Genomic DNA, 20,173 nt, shown 5'->3' with positions numbered 1-20,173 from the left:
GTAAGAAAAAAGAAGGGGTCCAGGGGAATTCATTCCCCTGGCCTACCAAGCCCTTCTCTTCAGCTTTCCAAAAACTTCCGCACGGCTTCTTCCCGCGGCATCGGCGCCACGGCACCGTATCCCGTGGTGGCCAGAGCGGCGGCCGCGTTGGCGTAGCGCGCGGCGTCGATGGGTGTGTCGCCGGCGATGGTGCGGGCCAGGAAGTTGCCCGCAAACGTGTCGCCGGCGCCGGTTGCGTCGATCGCCTTGACGATGCGGCCGGGCAGGGTGGTGCGGCTGGTGCGGTCGGCGACCATGACGCCGTCCTTGCCCAGCTTCAGGATCACCTGCGGCGCCATCTCCAGATAGAAGTCGGCGATGGCGTCGGGGTCTTCCAACCCGGTCAGCGCGGTCGCGTCGTCGTAGCTGGGCAGCGCGATGTCGGCCATGCGCAGCGCGGCGTGGATGGTCGCGCGGGCGCGGGGCAGCGGCCAGAGCGAGCGGCGCAGGTTCGTGTCGTAGGACACGGTGACGCCGGCCTCGCGGGCGATCTCGATGGCGCGGAAGCAGGCATCGGCCGCGCTGGTGGAGATCGCCTGGCTGATGCCCGAGATGTGCAGGATGCGGGCCTGGCGGATGGCCTCCGCCGGCATGTCGTCGGGCGTCATGCGCGAGGCGGCGCTGCCGGCGCGGTAGAAGGTGAAGGCATGGCCGTCTGGGCCGTGCGTCACGAAGTAGATGCCGGTGGGGGCGTCGGCGCGGCGCTGCACGGTGCTGGCATCGACGCCTTCGGCGGCCCAGAGCTTCATGAAGCTGTCGCCGGGGGCATCGCGGCCGAGGGCTGTGATGTAGCCGGCCCGGGCGCCGGCGCGCGCGGCGGCGATGGCGGCGTTGGAGGTGTCGCCGCCATGGCCTTCGAGATAGAGGCCACGGCCTTCGGCATTGGCTGGCTGCTGGTTGAATTCCAGCATCGGCTCGCCGAGGCAGAGGATATCGACAGGGCTCATGCCTGCAGGATCCCGAGCGCCTCGCGCGCCGCGGCCTGGACCGCCTCGCGGTCGCCGGCGGCGATCGCCTTCTCGTCGACCAGCTTGCCGCCGATGCCGACGAAGGCGGCGCCGGCCGCGATATACTCGCCGGCGTTGCGGGCATCGACGCCGCCGGTCGGGCAGAAGAACACATCCGGGAAGACGGCGCGCAGCGACTTGATATGGCCGGGGCCGCCGGCCGAGCTCGCCGGGAAGATCTTCACCACATCGGCGCCGGCGGCGCGGGCGGCGCGCACTTCGGTGGGCGTCAGGGCGCCCATCATCAGGCAGGCGCCGGAGGCGCGGCAGGGCGCGGCCAGCGCCGGGTCGACCCAGGGCGAGACGATGAAGCGCGAGCCGGCGGAGATGCATTCCTCGGCGGCGGCGGCGTTCGGCACGGTGCCGGCGCCGACCAGCAGCTTCGGGTCGCTGGCCACGTCACGGATCACCGACAGCGCGTCGGGGATGGTCAGCGTGATCTCGAAGATGGTGATGCCGGCGTCGCGCAGCCACTCGATGGCGGTCGCCGCGCGGGCGGCGGTGCTGGTGCGCACCACCGGCACGATGCGGGCGGCGCGGAAGGTCTCGATCAACGGATGCGGGGCCACGGCAATTCCATCCTGAAGGACGGGCACCCGCGGCCATCGCCATGATGCCCGCCGCCACCCGGAAGAGGCCGGCAGGCTAGCGGCGGGGAGGCCTCAGGGAAAGGGCAGTGCCCTCCGCCCTCAGCCCCCCGTCTTCACTTCAGCCCATCGACACCATGCGGTCGGCGGTGCGCTCCAGCCGGCGGGCGGCCTGGTGGGCGTAGCTGACCTGGCTGGCGGTGCGGTCCAGCGTGTCGTTGTAGTGGTTGACCTGGGTGGCCAGGTCGCTGGTGGCCTCGCGCAGGGCGCCCAGGTTGCTGCGGAACTCGGCGACGGCATGGGCCTGCTCGGCCAGCGCGGCCTCGAGCCGGCGCAGGGCGAGGCGCAGGCGGTCCTCAGGGACCTGGGGGAAGGCGAGGAGGGTCGAGGACTGGTCCATGGATGCGGGGCCTCGTTCGCTGTGGTCGGTCGGTGTGTTGATGAATTGTTAACGCATAAATCGCGCGGCGGCTATCTCACAATTTGGACAGGGATAAAAATTTCGAGATCAACGCCGTCCCTTCTCGCGCGACAGGCGAACCCCTGTTTCAGACTAGGTGATTAATGACCGGGCGGGACGGATGGCTTCCCATGCTCACGGCAATCTGCTCTAACGCGCGCCCTTCGAGGCTCCCCCCCGGGTTCGTCCTCTCCACCCGCGTCCAGGCAGGCCCCCATGGCTGACGTCATCGGCATCGACTTCGGCACCACCAACAGCGTCATCGCCCTGCGCCAGGCGGATGGGCAGGTGGCCAGCATCCGCTATGAGACCGGCGGGCGCGCGGTCGACACCTTCCGCTCGCTGCTCTGCTTCTGGGCGGAGGAGACCGGGCCGTCGCGCGGCCGGATGCAGCATGCCGCCGGGCCGCAGGCGATCGAGGCCTATCTGGACGATCCGCTGGGCTGCCGGCTGATTATGTCGATGAAGAGCTACCTGGCCAGCCGCAGCTTTTCCGAGACCCGCATCTTCGGCCGCGCCTTCGGGCTGGAGGAGCTTATTTCTCTGTTCCTGCGCTCGCTGCTGGCGAGCTCCAGCGGCGGCGGGGGCAAGCTGGGGGATGCCCATGTCATCGCCGGTCGGCCCGTCCGCTTCGTCGGCGACAACGCCGATGACGAACTGGCCGAGACGCGGCTGCGCAAGGCCTTCGCCGGCGCCGGCTGGGACGGGCTGGATTTCGCCCTCGAGCCGGAGGCGGCGGGCCACCGCTTCGCCGCCACGCTCGATGCCCCGGCCAATGTGCTGGTGGGCGATTTCGGCGGCGGCACCTCCGACTTCTCGCTGATCCGCTTCGAGCCCGGCAACAGCCAGGCGGTGCGCGCGCTCGGGCATTCGGGGCTGGGCATCGCCGGCGACGCCTTCGACTACCGCATCATCGACAATGTGGTCTCGCCGCGGCTGGGCAAGGGCGACAGCTACCGCGTCATGGGCACCGCGCTGCCGGTGCCGCCCAGCTTCTACACCAGCTTCGCCCGCTGGCACCGGCTGTCGCTGATGCGCGCGCCGCGCACCATGCGCGAGATCGCCGAGGTGGCGCGGGCCGCCGACCACCCCGAGAAGCTGCACCACCTGATGCAGCTGGTCGAGGACGAGACCGGCTATGCCCTGTACCAGGCGGTCTCCGGCGTGAAGGCGGCGCTGTCCAAGGCCGACAGCGCGGTCCTTCGATTCAAGCACGGCGGCTTCCTGCTGGAGGAGGAGGTGCAGCGTGCCGATTTCGAGCGCTGGATCACGCCCGAGCTGACCCGCATCACCGGCGCCGTCGACCAGGCCCTGGTCGATGCCGGCGTCGGGCCGGAGGCCGTGGACCGGGTCTTCCTGACCGGCGGCACCTCGCTGGTGCCCGCCGTCCGCCATCTGTTCGAGCGCCGCTTCGGCGCCGAGCGCGTCGCCCATGGCGGCGAGTTTGTTTCCGTTGCCGAGGGCCTGGCTTTGATTGGGGCGGAGCGGGTGGCCGCTTAACTCCAGTCGGTCGGCGCGGGGCGCAGCTTCCGCCCCAGCAGCCAGCCGGCCGCGTCGGGCAGGGCGAAGCCCAGCAGCACGGCGCTCCACAGCGGCGCTACCGGCAGGCTGGCCAGGGCCAGCACGCCCAGCATCAGCGCCAGGCTGCCCGAGGGCACCGGGGCGCGGCGGGTCTGCCAGCCGGTGGCCACGCGCCAGGCCTCGGCGCCGCGGGACGGCATCAGCGCCAGCGCCGCGCCCAGCGCCAGCAGGCGGTGGCCGCGCGGCGCCAGCAGCAGGGCCGGGAGCATCGCCGCCAGCGGCAGCAGCAGCGCCACCAGCACGAAAGGCATCACCGGCGCCTGGCCCAGCTGCCGCCCGGCCAGCATGCCCAGCGTCGCGCCGATGCCGAGCAGCGCCATCGCCAACCACAGCGCCTCGCTCAGCGCCGCATTCGCCGGCGCCAGCAGGTGGCGGCGCTGCCCCGGCGTCAGCCCGCGATGGCGGGGGCGGAACAGCACGTCGGCATGGCGGGCCAGCCGCTGCAGCAGGCCGGGCGCGGCCTCGGCGCGGGGGGTGGCCTGGCCCATCGACTCGGGCAGGTCCAGCGCCTCCCAGCCCTGGCGCAGCAGCCGCAGGCCGAGCTCGGCCGGCTGGTCGGGGGCGGCCGGGTCCCAGCCACCGGCCAGGCGCAGCGCATCGACCCGCAGCAGCGCCAGCGAGCCCTGCAGCGCCACCGCCATCTGCTCGTTGGCGGCCTGGCGCGGCAGCGGCCAGGCCAGCGGCGCGGCGGCATAGGCCAGCCGCTCGGCGAGCGTGCCATGCGCGGTCGGCGCGGTGCTGCCGGCCTGGACGAAGCCCAGGCCTTGCCGCGCCAGGAACAGCGGCAGGCAGCGGCGCAGCCAGTCGCTGTCGACCAGCGTGCCGGGCTCGACCAGCCCGACCAGCAGCGCGTCCCCGGCGGTCTCGCGCAGGGCGAAGCCGCGGGCCGCCTGCGGGCAGGCGCCGATATGGAAGAAGCGGAAGCGCGGGCCGAGGCGGGCGACATGCTCGGCCACCGGCTCCCAATGGTCGGGCGAGGCGCTGGCATCGACCACCAGCACCTCCAGCGCCGGGTGGTCGAGCTCGGCCAGCGACTCCAGCGTGGCGCGCAGCGCGGACAGCGGCGCATCGGCCACCGGCAGATGCAGGGAAACCTTCGGCAGCGGCCGCAGCAGCCGCCCGGCCAGCGCCGGCACCCGGCGGGTGAAGCCGCGCGGCGCCAGCGCATCGGCCAGCAGCCGGGCGCGGTGCAGCAGCAGCAGGCTGGCCGCCGCCTGGGCGATCAGCCAGGGCAGGGCCGGCAGCGCCGCATGCCCGTGCCAGGCCGAGGCCATCAACAGGGAAGAAAGCACCTGCGCCAGCAGGAACAGCCCGATGATGGCGCCGGCCCGCAGGCCGCCCGGGCCGCGCAGCGCGGCGAAGGCGGCCAGCGCCCCCAGCCCGGCGGCGGCCAGCGGGAAGCCCGGCGCCGCGACCCCCGCCGCCCGCCAGACGCCGAACTGCGCCAGCGCCAGCAGCAGCAGCACGACCAGCAGCGCCGGCTTGCCACCGGGCAGCCCGGCCGGTCGCCGACGCGCCGCCTCGCCCTGCGGCCGCGGCAGCACGGCCGCGGTCAGGCGGGGTTCGTTGACGATCGGGGGGCGAGCCTGTGCATTCATCGGATAAGGTCCGGGCATCGGTTGCGGCCCTGTGCCGCCCGATCCTTCTGGGCGCCCGATGCGGCAGGGGATCGGCCGCTTGATGGCAGGAATGGGGCCATTCGCCTCAGCCTGGCGTCTTCCCCGGGGTCTGGGGGCGTGACCGGGGCCGGCCCAGGCCCTAGAACGCCCCCTCGATCCCCCCACGACCGAGAGGAGCCTCGCCGCCGCCATGGATATCGCCCTGGAACTGGCCGTGATCCTCCTGCTGGTGCTGCTCAACGGCATCTTCGCCATGAGCGAGCTGGCCATCGTCTCCGCCCGCCGGGTGCGGCTGCTCGGGCTGCAGCGCCAGGGCCGCGCCGGCGCCGCGGCCGCGCTCACCCTGATGGAGGACCCGCAGCGCTTCCTGCCGACCGTGCAGGTGGGCATCACCCTGGTCGGCGTCCTGGCCGGCGCCTTCGCCGGGCAGAGCCTGGCGCAGCGCTTCGCCGGCGTCCTGGCGATGATCCCCGGCATGGCGCCCTATGCCAGCGAGCTGGCGCTGACCCTGGTGGTGCTGGCCATCACCTATGCCTCGCTGATCCTGGGCGAGCTGGTGCCGAAGCAGCTGGCGCTGCGCAACCCGGAGGCGATGGCGATCATCGTCGCCCCGCCGATGCTGCTGCTGTCGCGCATCGCGGCACCCATGGTCTGGCTGCTGTCGCGGTCCTCGGCGCTGGTGCTCGGCCTGCTCGGCGCCTCGCGCTCGGTCGCCGCGACCATCACCGAGGAGGAGGTCAAGGCCGCCGTCGCCGAGGGCGTCGAGGCCGGCGCGCTGGATTCGGAGGAGCGCCACATGATCGAGCGCGTCCTGCGCCTGGCCGACAAGCCGGTCCGCGCCCTGATGACGCCCCGCAACGAGGTCGACTGGCTGGAACGCGCCGCCACCGAGGCCGATATCGCCGCCTGCCTGCGCGCCACGCCGGTGACCCGGCTGGTGGTGGCCGACCGCCGCATCGACAACGTGGTCGGCGTGGTCGCGGCCAAGGACCTGCTGAACCAGCTGCTGGCCGGCGGCAAGCTGGACCTGGCCCCGGTGCTGCGCCAGCCGATGGTGCTGCCCGACAACCTCTCGGCCATGGATGCGCTGGAACGGCTGCGCGCCGATCCGCTGGGCATCGCGCTGGTGATGGATGAATACGGCAGCTTCGAAGGCGTCGTCACCGCCTCCGACCTGCTGGAGGCCATCGTCGGCGAGCTGGGGCCGGCACCGACGCCGGCGACCGCGGGCGCCATCGTCGAGCGGCATGACGGCACCCTGCTGCTCGACGGCATGATGCCGAGCGATGAGCTCAAGGCCCGCCTCGAGCTGCCGGAGCTGCCGGCCGAGGGCAGCTACCACACCGTCGCCGGGCTGATGCTGGCGCTGCTGCAGCGCGTGCCCCGCGAGGGCGACCGGATCGTCTGGGCGGGGTGGCGCTTCGAGATCGTCGACATGGACGGGCGGCGGATCGACAAGGTGCTGGTCAGCCGGGAACAGGCGACGGAAGCCCCGGCATAAAAAAAGCCCGGGGGAAAGAATTCCCCCGGACCCCCATCTTCCTTCTGTCAGCGCTGGGCGACGCTGTCGCCCAGCACCAGCACTCAGAGACCAGCCTGGGTCACGAACTTGGTGATCAGGTAGGACTCGATGGCCTCGCTGCCACCTTCCGAGCCGTAGCCGCTGTCCTTGGTGCCGCCGAACGGGACTTCCGGCAGCGCCAGGCCGAGATGGTTGATCGTCATCATGCCGGTCTCGACCTGCGAGGCGATGGCGTTCGCGGTCTTGGCCGACCTGGTGAAGGCATAGGCGGCCAGGCCGAAGGGCAGGCGGTTGCTCTCCTCGACGACCTCGTCGAAATCCTTGAACGGCACCATCAGCGCCAGCGGGCCGAAGGGCTCCTCGTTCATGGCGCGCATCTCGCGCGTCAGGCCGGTGATCACCGTCGGCTCGAAGAAATAGCCCTTGTTGCCGATGCGGCTGCCGCCGGTGCGGATCTCGGCGCCCTTCTGGCTGGCGTCGCCGATCAGCGCCTCCATGGCCGGGATGCGCCGGTCATTGGCCAGCGGGCCCATCTGCGTGCCGGCCTCCATGCCGTTGCCGACCTTCAGCGACTTGGCATGCTGCGTGAAGATGTCGACGAACTGCTCGAAGGCATTCTCATGCACCAGGAAGCGCGTCGGCGAGACGCAGACCTGGCCGGCATTGCGGAACTTGCTGGTCGCCAGCGTCTTCGCCGCATGCTCGACATCGGCATCCTCGAAGACGATCGCCGGCGCATGGCCGCCGAGCTCCATCGTGGCGCGCTTCATGTGCTTGCCCGACAGCTCGGCCAGGTGCTTGCCCACCGGGGTCGAGCCGGTGAAGGTCACCTTCTTGATCGTCGGATGCGGGATCAGATAGGAGGAGATCTCCGCCGGCACGCCATACAGCAGCCCGACCACGCCGGCCGGCAGGCCGACATCGACGAAGCAGCGGATCAGCTCGGCCGGCGAGGCCGGGGTCTCCTCCGGCGCCTTGACGATGATCGAGCAGCCGGTGGCCAGCGCCGCCGACAGCTTCCGCACCACCTGGTTGATCGGGAAGTTCCACGGCGTGAAGGCGGCGACCGGGCCCACCGGCTCCTTCACCACCAGCTGGTACACGCCCTCGGCGCGGGCCGGGATGACGCGGCCATAGGCGCGGCGGGCTTCCTCAGCGAACCAGTCGATGACATCGGCGCCGGCCAGGACTTCCATCTTGGCCTCGGGCAGCGGCTTGCCCTGCTCCAGCGTCATCAGCTCGGCGATGCTGTCGACGCGCGAGCGCAGCAGGTCGGCCGCCTTGCGCATCAGCTTCGAGCGCTCGAAGGCCGAGACCTTCTTCCACACCGCGAAGCCGCGCTCGGCGGCGGCGAGCGCCTCGTCCATGTCCGCCTGGCTGGCATGCGGGACGGTGCCGATCTGCTCTTCGGTGGCCGGGTTCAGCACGGGGATGGTGCGGCCGCCGCTGGCCGCGCGCCACATGCCGTCGATATGCAGCTGAACGTCTTGGTACATCACAGCGTCTCCTCGTGATCGAGAGTCCGCCGGAATGTGGACCCGGGAGGCAGCCTGCGCCACCCCCCGGGGCCTGTGAAAATCAGCCCATCCGATCAGCTTTCGTCCGACGTATCGCAGAACGATCGCCGGAGGCCGGATCAGGCCGCCAGGACGGCGACGCCCGGCAGGGTCTTGCCCTCGAGCCATTCCAGGAAGGCGCCGCCGGCCGAGGAGACATAGGTCATCCGGTCGATCACCCCGGCATGGCGCAGCGCCGAGACGGTGTCGCCGCCGCCGCCGATGCTTTTCAAGCCAGCGGAGGTGGTCAGCCCCGCCGCCGCCTGCGCCACCTGCACGGTCGCGGTGTCGAAGGGCGGGATCTCGAAGGCGCCGAAGGGGCCGTTCCACACCAGGGTGGCGGCGCGCTTCAGCTGCGACTCCACCGCGGCGACGGTCGCCGGCCCGACATCGAGCGCCATCATGCCATCGGGGACATTGTCCACGGCCACGGTCTGGCTCGGCGCATTGGCCGCGAAGGCCTCGGCCACCACCAGGTCGGTCGGCAGCAGGATGGTGCAGCCGGCGGCGCGGGCCTCGTCGAGGATGCGCAGCGCGGTGCCGTGCATCTCGGCCTCCTGCAGCGACTTGCCCAGCTTCTTGCCCTGGGCCGCCAGGAAGGTGTTCGCCATGGCGCCGCCGATCACCAGGACGTCGACCTTCTTCGACAGGTTGCCGAGCAGGTCGAGCTTGGTGGAGACCTTGGCGCCGCCGACGATGGCGACGACCGGGCGGGACGGGGTACCCAGCGCCGCGTCCAGCGCCTCCAGCTCCGCCTGCATCAGCCGCCCGGCATAGGCCGGCAGCTTGTGCGCCACGCCCTCGGTCGAGGCATGCGCGCGGTGCGCCGCCGAGAAGGCGTCGTTGACGAAGACGTCGGCCAGCTTGGCCAGGCCCTCGACGAGGGCCGGGTCGTTCTTCTCTTCGCCAGCATGGAACCGGGTGTTCTCGAGGACGAGGACATCGCCGTCCTTGAGCGCCGCGACGGCGGCCTCGGCCACGGGGCCCACGCAGTCATCGGCGAAGCCGACGGGGCGGCCCAGCGCCTCGGCGAGGGCGACCGCCATCGGCTTCAGCGACATCTCGGGGACGCGCTGGCCCTTGGGGCGGTCGAAATGGCTGCAGACCACGACGCGGGCGCCCTTGTCGGCGAGCTCGCGGATCGTCGGCACCAGCCGGTCGATGCGGGTGGTGTCGGAAATCTTGCCGTCGCGCACCGGCAGGTTGAGGTCGGCGCGCAGCAGAACCCGCTTTCCGGCGGGTTCGAGTTGATCCAGCGTCCGGAAAGCGGGCATCCGTTTAATCCCTAGCGATCAGAGGCTGCCGAGCAGGGCAGCGGTGTCCGACATGCGATTGGAAAAACCCCACTCGTTGTCGTACCAGCTCATCACGCGGACCAGGGCGCCGTCGACCACCTGGGTCTGGGTGGCGTCGAAGGTCGAGGAATGCGGGTTGTGGTTGAAGTCGATCGAGACCAGCGGCGCGGTGTTGTAGCCGAGGATCCCCTTCAGCTCGCCTTCCGAGGCCGCCTTCATCACCGCGTTGATCTCTTCCTTGGTGATGCCCGTCTTCTTCGGCACGAAGTCGAGGGAGACCAGCGAGACATTCGGCGTCGGGATGCGGATGGCGGTGCCGTCCAGCTTGCCCTTCAGCTCCGGCAGCACCAGGCCGACGGCCTTGGCCGCGCCCGTCGAGGTCGGGATCGCCGAGACGGCGGCCGCACGGGCGCGATGGAGGTCCTTGTGCAGCGTGTCGACCGTGCGCTGGTCACCCGTATAGGCATGGATGGTGACCATGTAGCCACGCTCGATGCCGTAGTTCTCGTGCAGCACCTTGGCGATCGGCGCCAGGCAGTTGGTGGTGCAGGAGGCGTTGGAGACCACGGTCATGTCCTTGGTCAGGACCTTGTGGTTGACGCCATAGACGATGGTGGCGTCGGCGCCGTCGCCGGGGGCCGAGATCAGCACCTTGCGGGCGCCGGCCTTCAGCAGCTGGCCGGCCGATTCCTTGGTGGTGAACAGGCCGGTGCATTCCATGGCGACGTCGACGCCCTGGTAGGGGGCCTTGGTCGGGTCGCGCTCGGCGCTGACATTGATCGGGCCATAGGTGCGGCCGTTGTAGATGATGGTGATGGCGGAGCCGTCGACCTTCACCTCGCCCGGGAAGACGCCATGGACGCTGTCGTAGCGGAACATATGGGCATTGGCCTCGACGCTGCCGAGGTCGTTGATGGCGACCACCTCGACATCGGTGCGCCCGCTCTCGACGATGGCGCGCAGCACCAGGCGACCGATGCGCCCGAACCCATTGATCGCGACCTTAACAGCCATGGTGTCTTTCCTCGTCTTTCCCGTGGCGGTCCGGGGAAACGCCCCCGGATCCGCCCAACCCGCCGCCGGCCATTGCCGGCGGCGTCCGTCTCGTCTCCCGTCCTTCCCGGGGACCCTCTCCCGGGGGACGAATCAGCCCAGCTTGCGCTTGACTGCGGCCACCGCCGCCTCGGCCGTGATGCCGAAATGGCGGTAGAGGTCCTCGGCAGGCGCCGAAGCGCCAAAGCCCGTCATGCCGATGAAAGTTGCATCACTGCCCAGCCAGCGGTCCCAGCCGAAGCCCAGCGCGGCCTCGATGCCGACCCGCGGCGCCTGGCCCAGCACAGCGGCGCGATAGCTCTCGTCCTGCAGCGCGAAGAGCTCCCAGCAGGGCAGCGAGACCACGGCGGTCGCGATGCCCTCGGCCTCCAGCGTCTCGCGCGCGGCGATCGCCAGATGCACCTCGGAGCCGGTCGCGATCAGCGTCGCGCGGCGCGGGCCCGAGGCCTCGGCCAGCACATAGCCGCCGCGGGCCGACTTGTTCTCGCCCGCCTCGAAGCGCAGCGCCGGCAGGTTCTGCCGCGACAGCGCCAGCACCGCGGGGCCGTCGGCGCGCTGCACCGCCAGCTCCCAGCATTCCGCCGTCTCCATGGCATCCGCCGGGCGGAAGACATGCAGGTTGGGGATGATGCGCAGGCTGGCCAGGGTCTCCACCGGCTGGTGGGTCGGGCCGTCCTCGCCGAGGCCGATGCTGTCATGCGTCAGCACGTGGATGACGCGCTGGTGCATCAGCGCGGCCAGCCGGATCGACGGCCGCATATAGTCGGCGAAGACCAGGAAGGTGCCGGAATAGGGGATGGTGCCGCCATGCAGCGCCATGCCGTTCATGGCCGAGGCCATGCCGTGCTCGCGGATGCCCCAGTGGATGTAGCGGCCGCCCATGCTGGTCGGCGTCGCAGGCGGCACGCCCTTGACGTTGGTGTTGTTCGACCCGGTCAGGTCGGCCGAGCCGCCGATCATCTCCGGGATGCCGGGCACCAGCACCTCCAGCGCGCGCTGGCTGGCGACGCGGGTGGCGAGCTTCGGCTTGTCCTCGGCCAGCTTCGCGCGATAGGCGCTGGCCGCCTCGTGCCAGCCTTCCGGCAGCTTGCCGGCCATGGCGCGCTCGAACTCGGCCTTCTGCGGGTGGTTGGCCAGGCGCTTCAGCCAGGAGCGGCGGGCGCCCCCGGCGCGGCGGCCGGCGGCCTCCCAGGCGGCCTTGATATCCTCCGGCACCTCGAAGGGACCGCTGGTCCAGCCCAGGGCTTCCTTGGCGGCGGCGGCCTCGGGGCCACCGAGCGGGCTGCCATGGCTGCCGGCGGTGCCGGCCTTGGTCGGCGCCGAGAAGCCGATGATGGTCTTGCAGGCGATGATGGTCGGCTTCTTCGAGCGCGTCGCCGCCTCGAGCGCCTTGTCCACCGCGACGGGGTCATGCCCGTCCACCCGCTTGATCGCCCAGCCATAGGACAGGAAGCGCTTCAGCACGTCGTCCGAGGAGGACAGGCTGACATCGCCGTCGATCGAGATGTTGTTGTCGTCCCAGAGGACGGTCAGCTTGGCCAGCTTGAAATGGCCGGCGATGGAGGCCGCCTCGTGGCTGATGCCCTCCATCAGGCAGCCGTCGCCGGCGATCACCCAGGTGCGGTGGTCGACCAGGCTGCGGCCGAAGCGGGCGGCCAGGTGGCGTTCCGCCATGGCCATGCCGACGGCATTGGCCAGGCCCTGGCCGAGCGGACCGGTGGTGGTCTCGATCGCCGGGTGCTCGCCATATTCGGGGTGGCCGGCGGCCACCGAATGCAGCTGGCGGAAGTTCTTCAGGTCCTCGATGCCCATGCCGGCATGGCCGGACAGGTGCAGCCAGGCATAGAGCAGCATCGAGCCGTGGCCTGCCGACAGCACGAAGCGGTCGCGGTCGGCCCAGCGCGGATCGGCCGCGTCATGGCGCAGGTATTTGCTGAACAGGACGGTCGCGGCGTCGGCCATGCCCATCGGCATGCCGGGATGGCCGGACTTGGCCTTTTCCACCGCGTCGATCGCCAGCGCCCGGATGGCGTCGGCCATCCGGCGTGTCTCGGTCACCGGCCGGGCCAGGATCTCGGCCTGGGCGGCAATGGCGGGGTTGGCGGAAGCGTCGGGGAGGGGGGCGATACTGGCCAAGGTCAAGCACCTCTCTGGCGTCGGGATGGCTATAAAGGCGCGGTCACGGCGCGGCAACCCGCCGGGGCGCAAGACCCGCGCCAGCCCCTCCCGGCTGAATGGCGCGAGGCCTTACCCCGGCTGCGCCGCGCTGGCGAGTCTTTGCCCCGCATGCCAGGAAACATAAGCCTGGGGGAAGATTCCTGCGCCGGACGTAGCTTCCTGCCGGCCGGCAGGCCTTGCGTTTTTTTTGATGACCCGGCCGGCGCCGGCCCATCGCACGCGGTGTTGCGCCGCGGCATGGCTTCGGCCAAAGCTGGCGCCGGCATGGGGAAGGACCGGTCGTGAAGCTGCCGCTTGCCCTGCCGCGCCGCCAGCCCGGCTTCCGCGAGGCCGCGCTGTTCCGGCCGCGCTCGGTGCTGCTGCTGGCCGATCCGGCCCTGGCCGAGTCTGCCATCCTGGCCCGCAACCTGGCTGCCGGCGGCTTCCAGGGAAGGCTGCAGGTCACCGGCATGCTGGCCGAGGGGCTGGAGCCGGTGCCGGATCTCGCGGCCCTGGCCGAGCCGCCGGACCTGGCCGTCATCTGCCTGGCCCCCGAGGCGCAGCCCGCCGCCATGGCGGCGCTCGCTGGCCTCGGCTGCTTCGCCGCCATCTTCCCGGTGGCCGCCCCGGCGCTGGCCGCGATGTCGGCGCAGACCGGGGTGCAGGCGATCGGCGCCCACAGCTTCGGCCTGTGCCTGCCGGGGATCGGGCTGAATGCCAGCCTGTCGCACCTGACCCCGCGGCCGGGGCGGCTGGCGCTGCTGTGCCAGTCCGGCGCCCTGGCGCGCGCCATCATCGACTGGGCCGAGGGCGAGGAGCTGGGCTTCAGCCATATCCTGGGCATCGGCACCAATCACGGGCTGGGCTTCGCGCTCGCGCTGGACTGGCTGGCGCGCGACCCGGCGGCCGGCGCCGTGCTGCTCGACCTGCGCCGCATCAAGAACCGCCGCATGTTCATCTCGGCGGCGCGCGCCACGGCGCGGACGCGGCCGGTGGTCGCGCTCCGCCCCGGCGGGCGGCAGGCGGATGCCAGCGGCATTGGCGACGCGGTGATGGAGGCAGCACTCCGCCGCGCCGGCGTGCTGCGGGTCGACGGGCTGGAGGACCTGCTGGCGGCGGCCGAGACGCTCGCCCGGCTGCGCCCGGCGCAGCGCCGCGGCCATGACGCCCTGGCCGGCGACCGCATCGCCGTGCTGGCCAGCGGCCAGGGCCCGGCGCAGCTGGCCGCCGATGCGGTGCTGCAGGGCGGCGCCCGGCTGGCCGAATGGGATGCGGCGGCCCAGGCCATGCTGGCGCTCGCCCTGCCGCCGGGCCATGGCGCCCAGGCCTGGGGCAATCCGCTGGTGCTGCCGCCCGGCGCCAGCCACCGGCTGGGCGAGGCCGCCGCGCTGCTGGCCGCGCTGCCGGGGGTGGATGCGGTGGTGGCCGTGCATGCGCCGGGCATGATCCCGGAGGAGGATGCCCTGGCCGGCGCCGGGTTGGCGGCCGCGGCCCAGGCGACGCGGGGCGCGCCGGTGCTGGTCGGCTGGCTGGGCCAGGCGACGGCCGGCGCCGGGCGGCGGCGGCTGGCCGAGGCCGGGCTGGCGGTCTTCGCGACGCCCGAGGCCGCGGTGCGCGGCGCCCTGCACCTGGCGGTCGACCACCGCAACCGCGCCGCCGCCGCCGAGCTGCCGCCGCGCGAGGTGGTGGCGCTGACCCCGGACCGGGGCCGCGCCCGCGGCCTGATCGACGCGCTGCGCGCCGAGGGCCGCCGCCATTTCACCGAGGCCGAGGCGCTGGACCTGCTGGCCGCCTATGGCCTGCCGGTGGTGCCCGGGCTGGTGGTGCCGGGGGTGGATGCGGCGGTGACGGCGGCGATGCGGCTGGGCTTCCCGGTGGTGCTGAAGATCCTCAGCCCCGACCTGCCGCGCAAGACCGAGGTCGGCGGCGTGGCGCTGGGGCTGAACAACGTGGCCGGGCTGCGGGCGGCGGCCACCGCCATGCTGGCGCGCGTCCGGCAGGCCCGGCCTGAGGCGCGCATCGACGGTTTCCTGGTGCAGCGGCAGGCGGGCATGCAGGGGCCGCGCGGGCATGAGCTGCGCATCCGCCTGGGCGACGACCCGATGTTCGGGCCCTGGATCGGCTATGGCCGCGGCGGCACGGCGTCCGACTTCGAGCCCGATGTCGCCTTCGACCTGCCGCCGCTGAACCGCACCCTGGCGCTGGCGATGATCCGCCGCACCCGCGGCGCCCGGCTGCTGGAAGGGTTCCGCGACCACGCCGCCGTCGATGTCACCCAGGTGGCGGATGCCGTGGTGCGGCTGTCGCAGCTCGCCGTCGACTTCCCCGAGATCGAGGGGATGATCCTCAACCCGCTGCTGGCCGATGCCAGCGGGGTGCTGGTGCTGGACGCCTCCGGCACGCTGCGGCCGGCGGGCGAGGTCTCCCAGCTGGCGGTGCCGCCCTATCCGGCCGAGCTCGCCGAGGACTGGACCAGCCGCCACGGCCGCCGCCTGCTGATCCGCCCGATCCGCCCCGAGGATGCCGCCGCCCATGCCGAGGCCTTCCGGCATTTGTCGCCGGAAGACGTCCGCTGGCGCTTCTTCAGCCAGCTGAGGGAGCTGCCGGCGACGCAGATCGCCCGCATGACGCAGATCGACTACGACCGCGAGATGGCCTTCGTGGCGGTGGAGGAGCGCGAGGGTGCCGCCCCGCGCACCGTCGGCGTCGCCCGGCTGATCCGCGAGCCGGGCGCGGGCGAGGAAGGCGGCCAGGGCGAATTCGCCGTCGTCACCCTGCCGGACTGGAAAGGGCAGGGGCTGGCGCGGCACCTGATGCAGCGGCTGATCGACTGGGGCCGCGCCCAGGGGCTGGAGCGCGTGGTCGGCCAGGTGCTGGCCGACAACCGGCCGATGCTGGGCTTCGTCCGGGCGCTCGGCTTCACGTTGAAGCGCTCGCCAGAGGATGACGAGGTGATGGAGGCGCGGCTGGAGCTCAGGCCGCCCGAAAGCTAGCGCGACGCCGCCGCCGCCCCGTCGAGGGCGGCGGCCCTGGCAGATTACCGGGGGCCGGTCTCGCGGATCAGGTCGCGCACGCGGCTGGCGGCGGCGGGGCCCTTCAGCGCGTTGCGCCAGGCGGCCTCGGCCACGCGCTGATGCGCGGCGATGGCCTCGTCGGCCGCGGTGATGGTGCCGACGCCGACGGTCGCGCTGGCCGTCATGTCGGGCGGGAAGGGCGAGGTGCAGACATGCGCCCGCTCGCGCCCGCGCAGCACCAGGAAGTTGCCGGCGGGCTCGGCCGCCAGCAGGCCCAGCTGCAGGCCGATGGGCACGCTTTCCATCAGGTTGGCGATGCTCTCGGCCTCGGCGCGGGCGGCCAGGCGGCAGCGGGTGCGGGTGCGCTCGGACAGCGCCAGGCCGCCGGCGACGCCCTCGGTCAGGAAGCGGCGGAGCGCGGCTTCCGACAGCATGGCGATGATGGTGGCGCGGCGCGCCTGGTGCAGCTTCTTGCGAGCCGCCAGCAGGCCCATCGCCTGGTCGGCGGCGGCGCGGGCGGCGATGCGCTCCGCGGCGGAATCGGCCGCCTCCGCCCAGGCCTCGGCCAGGGCGCCGTCGAAGCCCTCGGTGGTGGTCTGGTAGCAGACGGCGCCGCCCACCTGCAGGATCTGGTCCGACTGCTCCTCGACCTGGCGCAGCCGTTCCTGGAAGGCGATGGGACGCGAGAAATACTCGACGCCGATGCCCAGCAGCGACAGCGGCGAGATCTTCAGCAGCTCGGCGAGGCGGCGGATGGTGTCGAGCTTGATCACCTCCCCCTTCTCGTAGCGGTAGAGTGCCGCGCGCGACACGCCGAGGCGCGCTGCGATTTCTTCAGCGCGCAGCCCGGATTCGAGACGGTAGGCCCGCAGCTGCTGACCGATATCGGCGAAACGCATGACACCTCTTGTCGATACCCGGCGCCGCGCTGGCAGCGCGGGGGCTGCGGGAATCTCATGGGCCGGAGTTCGTGAAAGAAAATGCGGTCAGATGCGACAGATGGCAATCACTGAATTGCGGTAACCGGATGCATTTGACCGCAGCAAGCAATGGTGATGCGCAACGATGCCGCAAGCCGACACGCAGGGGGAAGCGCTGCCGGCCGGCAGGCGCTTCCCGCGATCACCCGTGATGGCGCCTCAGCCTTCGGCCACCTTGTGCGCGGCCAGCAGCTCCAGCGCCTGCACCAGGCCCGAATGATCGAGCTGGCCGCCGCCATTGGCGACGACGGCGGAGAACAGCGCCTGGGTCGACGCGGTGTTGGGCAGCGCGACGCCGAGCTCCTTCGCCGATTGCAGCGCCAGGTTCAGATCCTTCTGATGCAGGGCGATGCGGAAGCCGGGCGCGAAGGTGCGCTTGATCATCCGCTCGCCATGCAGCTCGAGGATGCGCGAGGTGGCGAGGCCCCCCATCAGCGCCTGCCGCACCTTGGCCGGATCGGCGCCGGCCTTGGAGGCGAAGACCAGCGCCTCGCCCACCGCCTCGATGGTCAGCGCCACGACGATCTGGTTGGCCACCTTGCAGGTCTGCCCGGCGCCGTTGCCCTCGCCCACCAGCGTGATGTTCTTGCCCATCGCCTGGAACAGCGGCGTGGCGCGGTCGAAGGCCGCCTGCGGGCCGCCCACCATGATGGTCAGCGAGGCACCCTTGGCGCCGACCTCGCCGCCCGAGACCGGCGCGTCGAGATAGTCGCAGCCGAGCTTGTTGACGCGGGCTGCGAAGTCCTTGGTCGCCGTCGGGCTGATCGAGCTCATGTCGATGACCAGCTTGCCCGACTTCAGCCCCTCGGCGACGCCGCATTCGCCGAACAGCACCGCCTCGACATCGGGCGTGTCGGGCAGCATCAGGATGATGACCTCGGCCGCCGCGGCGACGCTGGCGGCATCCGGCAGCACCTTTGCCGCGTCGCGGATCTCGGCGGGGAGGCTGGCGCGCTCCGGCACCAGCAGGTCATGCCCCGCATTCTTCAGGTGCAGCGCCATCGGGCGCCCCATGATGCCGAGGCCGATGAATCCGATCTGCATGGCGTTGTTCCTCGTCCGTCTCGAAGGTTTCTTGTCAGGCGGTCTTGTAGGGCGCGAACCAGCCGAGCCCGGCGGTGGTCTCGCCCAAAGGCCGGTACTCGCAGCCGATCCAGCCGCGGAAGCCGAGCGCGTCGATGCGCTGGAAGACATAAGGCCAGTTCACCTCGCCGGTGCCGGGCTCGTTGCGCCCGGGCACGTCGGCCACCTGCATATGCGCGATGATCGGCAGATGCTTCTCGACGCGCTTGACAATGTCGCCCTCGCTCACCTGGCAGTGGTAGAGGTCGAATTGCAGCCCGAGCCGCTCGGGCCCGATCGCCGCGATGATGGCGGCGCCCTGGTCCATGCTGCGCAGGAACAGCCCCGGGATGTCGCGCTGGTTGATCGGCTCGATCACCGGCTTCACGGCGGCCTTGGCGCATGCCGTCGCCGCCCAGTCCAGGTTGACCGCGTAAGTGCCGGTCAGCGTGTCATGCGCGACGCCCGCCGGCGCCAGCCCGGCCATCACATGCAGCCGCGGGCAGTCCAGCGCGGTCGCGTATTCCAGCGCGCGAAGAATCCCGTCGCGGAATTCCTGGCCCCGGCCGGGGATGCAGGCGGTGCCGCGCTCGCCATGCGCCCAGTCGCCCGGCGGCGCATTGAACAGCACCTGCTTCAGCCCGTTGTCGCGCAGCCGCTGCGCGACGTCGGCGGGGGCGAAGTCATAGGGGAAGAGGAACTCCACCGCCTCGAAGCCGGCGGCGCGGGCGGCGGCGAAACGCTCCAGGAAGGGCAGCTCCTGGAACATCATGGACAGGTTCGCGGCAAAGCGCGGCATGGCGGCTTCCTCTCCGGCGCGCCCCGCCTTCGGGCGGCGAGGCCTTGGCCGGGCAGGCTAAGGCCCTGGACCCAAAGCGCAAGACCTTGTCAGACAAGCAGACCACGACAGGCCGCCGGCCATGCTGGCGAAAGCGCCGCGCCTCAGGCATGGTCCGGCGCATGAACGCCTCTTCCTCCGACGATCGCGGCCTGCGGCCGGCGCGCCTGCTGGGGCTGGTGGCGCTGGGGGCGCTGCTGGTCGGCTGCCTGCTGGTGCTGCGGCCCTTCCTCTCGGCGCTGCTCTGGGCCGCCATCCTGGCCTTCTGCACCTGGCCCGCCTATCGGACGCTGCGCGACCGGCTGCGGCTGTCGCCCACGCTGGCCGCCCTGGTCATGGTCACGGCCGAGATGCTGCTGGTCGGCCTGCCGCTGCTCTTCGCCGCGCCGATCCGCGCCGAGGATGTGGAGGGGCTGCGCAACGGGGTGGAGAGCCTGCTCTCCACCGGCCTGCCCGGCCTCGGCGACCGGCTGGTCCATGTGCCCATGATCGGCGAATGGCTGAAGGAGCGCTGGGACGCCCTGCAGCTCGACTTCTCGCCGCTGACCAACCTGCTGCAGCCCTATGCCGGCATGATCGCGCAGCAGCTGCTGGGCATCCTGCTGACCGTGCTGTCGGGCCTCGCCGAGCTGGTGCTGGCCATCCTGCTGTCCTTCTTCTTCTACCGCGACGGCCCGCGCATGGCCGCCGGCCTCGAGGCCCTGGTGGGCCGCATCGCCGGCAGCCAGGCCCGCCGCCTGGTGCAGCTGACCGCCAACGTGACCATCGGCGTGGTCTACGGACTGCTCGGCACCGCCGTCGCCCAGGGGATCCTGACCGGCCTCGGCCTGTGGATCGCCGGCGTGCCGCAGCCGGTGCTGCTGGCGGTGATCGCCGGCATCATCTCCGTGCTGCCGGTCGGCGCCCCCCTGGTCTGGCTGCCGGCGTCGCTATGGCTGTTCAGCCAGGGCAGCACCGGCTGGGGTATCTTCCTGCTGATCTACGGCGCCGGCGGCATCAGCAGCGTCGACAACGTCATCCGCCCCTGGCTCATCAGCCGCGGCGCGGACCTGCCGCTGCTGCTGACCATCCTGGGCGCGCTGGGCGGAGTCTTCGCCTTTGGCTTCCTGGGGCTGTTCCTTGGCCCGGTGCTGCTGGCGGTCGGGTTTACTTTGCTGCGGGATTGGGCCGAAGAAGAACCTCAGGTCAGGTAAGAACAGAGGCAGGCCAGGGGAATGAATTCCCCTGGAACCCCTTCTTTTTTCTGTCAGATTGCCATGTCCACGTGGGGACAGTACGCGCCACGGCCCAATGTCAGCACGACCTTTGATAGAGTGCTGATGTATTAAAACGGCGCCCCGCCGTAATGCCCTGGCGCCGTTGGTGGAGAAGAACTGGTCTCCGAACGGCCGGTCATCAGAAAA

At 71.6% G+C, this 20,173-nt stretch carries 15 protein-coding genes; 4 read left to right on the top strand and 11 right to left on the bottom strand.

Annotated elements, in window-relative coordinates; translation table 11 throughout:
- Window positions 1-59: 59 nt before the first annotated feature.
- The 3 genes from GVN67_RS08900 to GVN67_RS08890 form a co-directional block, all read right to left on the bottom strand.
- Window positions 60-986, bottom strand: coding sequence for a sugar kinase (locus GVN67_RS08900; protein ID WP_159994929.1), 927 nt, complete (start codon window positions 984-986; stop codon window positions 60-62).
- Entirely contained in the window at window positions 983-1,615 is a 633-nt protein-coding gene (locus GVN67_RS08895; protein ID WP_159994927.1) for a bifunctional 4-hydroxy-2-oxoglutarate aldolase/2-dehydro-3-deoxy-phosphogluconate aldolase, read from the bottom strand. Before GVN67_RS08895 ends, GVN67_RS08900 begins: the two co-directional genes overlap by 4 nt.
- 139 nt (window positions 1,616-1,754) lie before the next feature.
- Window positions 1,755-2,033, bottom strand: coding sequence for a hypothetical protein (locus tag GVN67_RS08890; protein WP_159994925.1), 279 nt, complete (start codon window positions 2,031-2,033; stop codon window positions 1,755-1,757).
- Between the two features lie 276 nt (window positions 2,034-2,309).
- On the opposite strand from GVN67_RS08890, the gene GVN67_RS08885 reads away from it, so the two are divergent.
- A complete protein-coding gene (locus GVN67_RS08885) occupies window positions 2,310-3,593 on the top strand; it encodes an Hsp70 family protein (RefSeq protein ID WP_159994923.1) in 1,284 nt (427 codons plus the stop codon).
- Here the strand turns inward: GVN67_RS08885 and GVN67_RS08880 are convergent.
- Entirely contained in the window at window positions 3,590-5,272 is a 1,683-nt protein-coding gene (locus GVN67_RS08880; protein WP_159994921.1) for a glycosyltransferase family 2 protein, read from the bottom strand. The two genes, GVN67_RS08885 and GVN67_RS08880, sit on opposite strands and share 4 nt — an antisense overlap.
- 211 nt (window positions 5,273-5,483) lie before the next feature.
- Here GVN67_RS08880 and GVN67_RS08875 point away from each other — a divergent pair, with 211 nt between their 5' ends.
- Window positions 5,484-6,794, top strand: a complete 1,311-nt coding sequence (locus GVN67_RS08875) for a hemolysin family protein (protein ID WP_200845182.1) — start codon at window positions 5,484-5,486, stop codon at window positions 6,792-6,794.
- 83 nt (window positions 6,795-6,877) lie between these two features.
- Here GVN67_RS08875 and GVN67_RS08870 read toward each other — a convergent pair whose 3' ends face one another.
- The 4 genes from GVN67_RS08870 to tkt all read right to left on the bottom strand — a co-directional run bounded on the left by GVN67_RS08870 (window position 6,878) and on the right by tkt (window position 12,855).
- Entirely contained in the window at window positions 6,878-8,311 is a 1,434-nt protein-coding gene (locus tag GVN67_RS08870) for an NAD-dependent succinate-semialdehyde dehydrogenase (RefSeq protein ID WP_159994919.1), read from the bottom strand.
- A gap of 140 nt (window positions 8,312-8,451) precedes the next feature.
- On the bottom strand, window positions 8,452-9,645 hold the full coding sequence (locus GVN67_RS08865) for a phosphoglycerate kinase (RefSeq protein WP_159994917.1): 1,194 nt from the start codon (window positions 9,643-9,645) through the stop codon (window positions 8,452-8,454).
- Between the two features lie 18 nt (window positions 9,646-9,663).
- On the bottom strand, window positions 9,664-10,680 hold the full coding sequence (gene gap, locus GVN67_RS08860; RefSeq protein ID WP_159994915.1) for a type I glyceraldehyde-3-phosphate dehydrogenase: 1,017 nt from the start codon (window positions 10,678-10,680) through the stop codon (window positions 9,664-9,666).
- A gap of 132 nt (window positions 10,681-10,812) precedes the next feature.
- Window positions 10,813-12,855 carry a transketolase gene (tkt, locus tag GVN67_RS08855; RefSeq protein ID WP_408906349.1) on the bottom strand — a complete coding sequence of 681 codons (2,043 nt, stop codon included), beginning with the start codon at window positions 12,853-12,855 and terminating at the stop codon, window positions 10,813-10,815.
- Window positions 12,856-13,178: 323 nt separating this feature from the next.
- Between tkt and GVN67_RS08850 the strand changes: the two genes are divergently transcribed.
- A complete protein-coding gene (locus GVN67_RS08850; protein ID WP_159994911.1) occupies window positions 13,179-15,869 on the top strand; it encodes a GNAT family N-acetyltransferase in 2,691 nt (896 codons plus the stop codon).
- A gap of 44 nt (window positions 15,870-15,913) precedes the next feature.
- Here the strand turns inward: GVN67_RS08850 and GVN67_RS08845 are convergent, their stop codons facing one another.
- From GVN67_RS08845 to otnI, 3 genes are all read right to left on the bottom strand, one after another.
- A complete protein-coding gene (locus GVN67_RS08845; protein WP_159994909.1) occupies window positions 15,914-16,789 on the bottom strand; it encodes a helix-turn-helix domain-containing protein in 876 nt (291 codons plus the stop codon).
- 240 nt (window positions 16,790-17,029) lie between these two features.
- A complete protein-coding gene (locus GVN67_RS08840) occupies window positions 17,030-17,914 on the bottom strand; it encodes a 2-hydroxy-3-oxopropionate reductase (RefSeq protein ID WP_159994907.1) in 885 nt (294 codons plus the stop codon).
- A gap of 34 nt (window positions 17,915-17,948) precedes the next feature.
- The gene (otnI, locus tag GVN67_RS08835) at window positions 17,949-18,731 is read right to left on the bottom strand and encodes a 2-oxo-tetronate isomerase (RefSeq protein ID WP_159994905.1); all 783 of its coding nucleotides are present in this window, start codon (window positions 18,729-18,731) and stop codon (window positions 17,949-17,951) included.
- A gap of 161 nt (window positions 18,732-18,892) precedes the next feature.
- On the opposite strand from otnI, the gene GVN67_RS08830 reads away from it, so the two are divergent.
- Window positions 18,893-19,963, top strand: coding sequence for an AI-2E family transporter (locus GVN67_RS08830; RefSeq protein ID WP_159994903.1), 1,071 nt, complete (start codon window positions 18,893-18,895; stop codon window positions 19,961-19,963).
- The last annotated feature ends 210 nt before the right edge of the window (window positions 19,964-20,173 follow it).

The sequence above is a fragment of the Roseomonas sp. 18066 genome (assembly GCF_902706185.1).
Taxonomy (GTDB): Bacteria; Pseudomonadota; Alphaproteobacteria; order Acetobacterales; family Acetobacteraceae; genus Pseudoroseomonas.
This window is presented reverse-complemented; position numbering and strand designations above follow the sequence as displayed.

Coding starts and splice junctions, on each gene's coding strand:
- GVN67_RS08900 (WP_159994929.1), bottom strand. CDS start 986: ATGAGCCCTGTCGATATCCTCTGCCTCGGCGAGCCGATGCTGGAATTC.
- GVN67_RS08880 (WP_159994921.1), bottom strand. CDS start 5,272: ATGAATGCACAGGCTCGCCCCCCGATCGTCAACGAACCCCGCCTGACC.
- GVN67_RS08865 (WP_159994917.1), bottom strand. CDS start 9,645: ATGCCCGCTTTCCGGACGCTGGATCAACTCGAACCCGCCGGAAAGCGG.
- GVN67_RS08840 (WP_159994907.1), bottom strand. CDS start 17,914: ATGCAGATCGGATTCATCGGCCTCGGCATCATGGGGCGCCCGATGGCG.
- GVN67_RS08845 (WP_159994909.1), bottom strand. CDS start 16,789: ATGCGTTTCGCCGATATCGGTCAGCAGCTGCGGGCCTACCGTCTCGAA.
- gap (WP_159994915.1), bottom strand. CDS start 10,680: ATGGCTGTTAAGGTCGCGATCAATGGGTTCGGGCGCATCGGTCGCCTG.
- GVN67_RS08890 (WP_159994925.1), bottom strand. CDS start 2,033: ATGGACCAGTCCTCGACCCTCCTCGCCTTCCCCCAGGTCCCTGAGGAC.
- GVN67_RS08870 (WP_159994919.1), bottom strand. CDS start 8,311: ATGTACCAAGACGTTCAGCTGCATATCGACGGCATGTGGCGCGCGGCC.
- GVN67_RS08830 (WP_159994903.1), top strand. CDS start 18,893: ATGAACGCCTCTTCCTCCGACGATCGCGGCCTGCGGCCGGCGCGCCTG.
- otnI (WP_159994905.1), bottom strand. CDS start 18,731: ATGCCGCGCTTTGCCGCGAACCTGTCCATGATGTTCCAGGAGCTGCCC.
- GVN67_RS08875 (WP_200845182.1), top strand. CDS start 5,484: ATGGATATCGCCCTGGAACTGGCCGTGATCCTCCTGCTGGTGCTGCTC.
- GVN67_RS08885 (WP_159994923.1), top strand. CDS start 2,310: ATGGCTGACGTCATCGGCATCGACTTCGGCACCACCAACAGCGTCATC.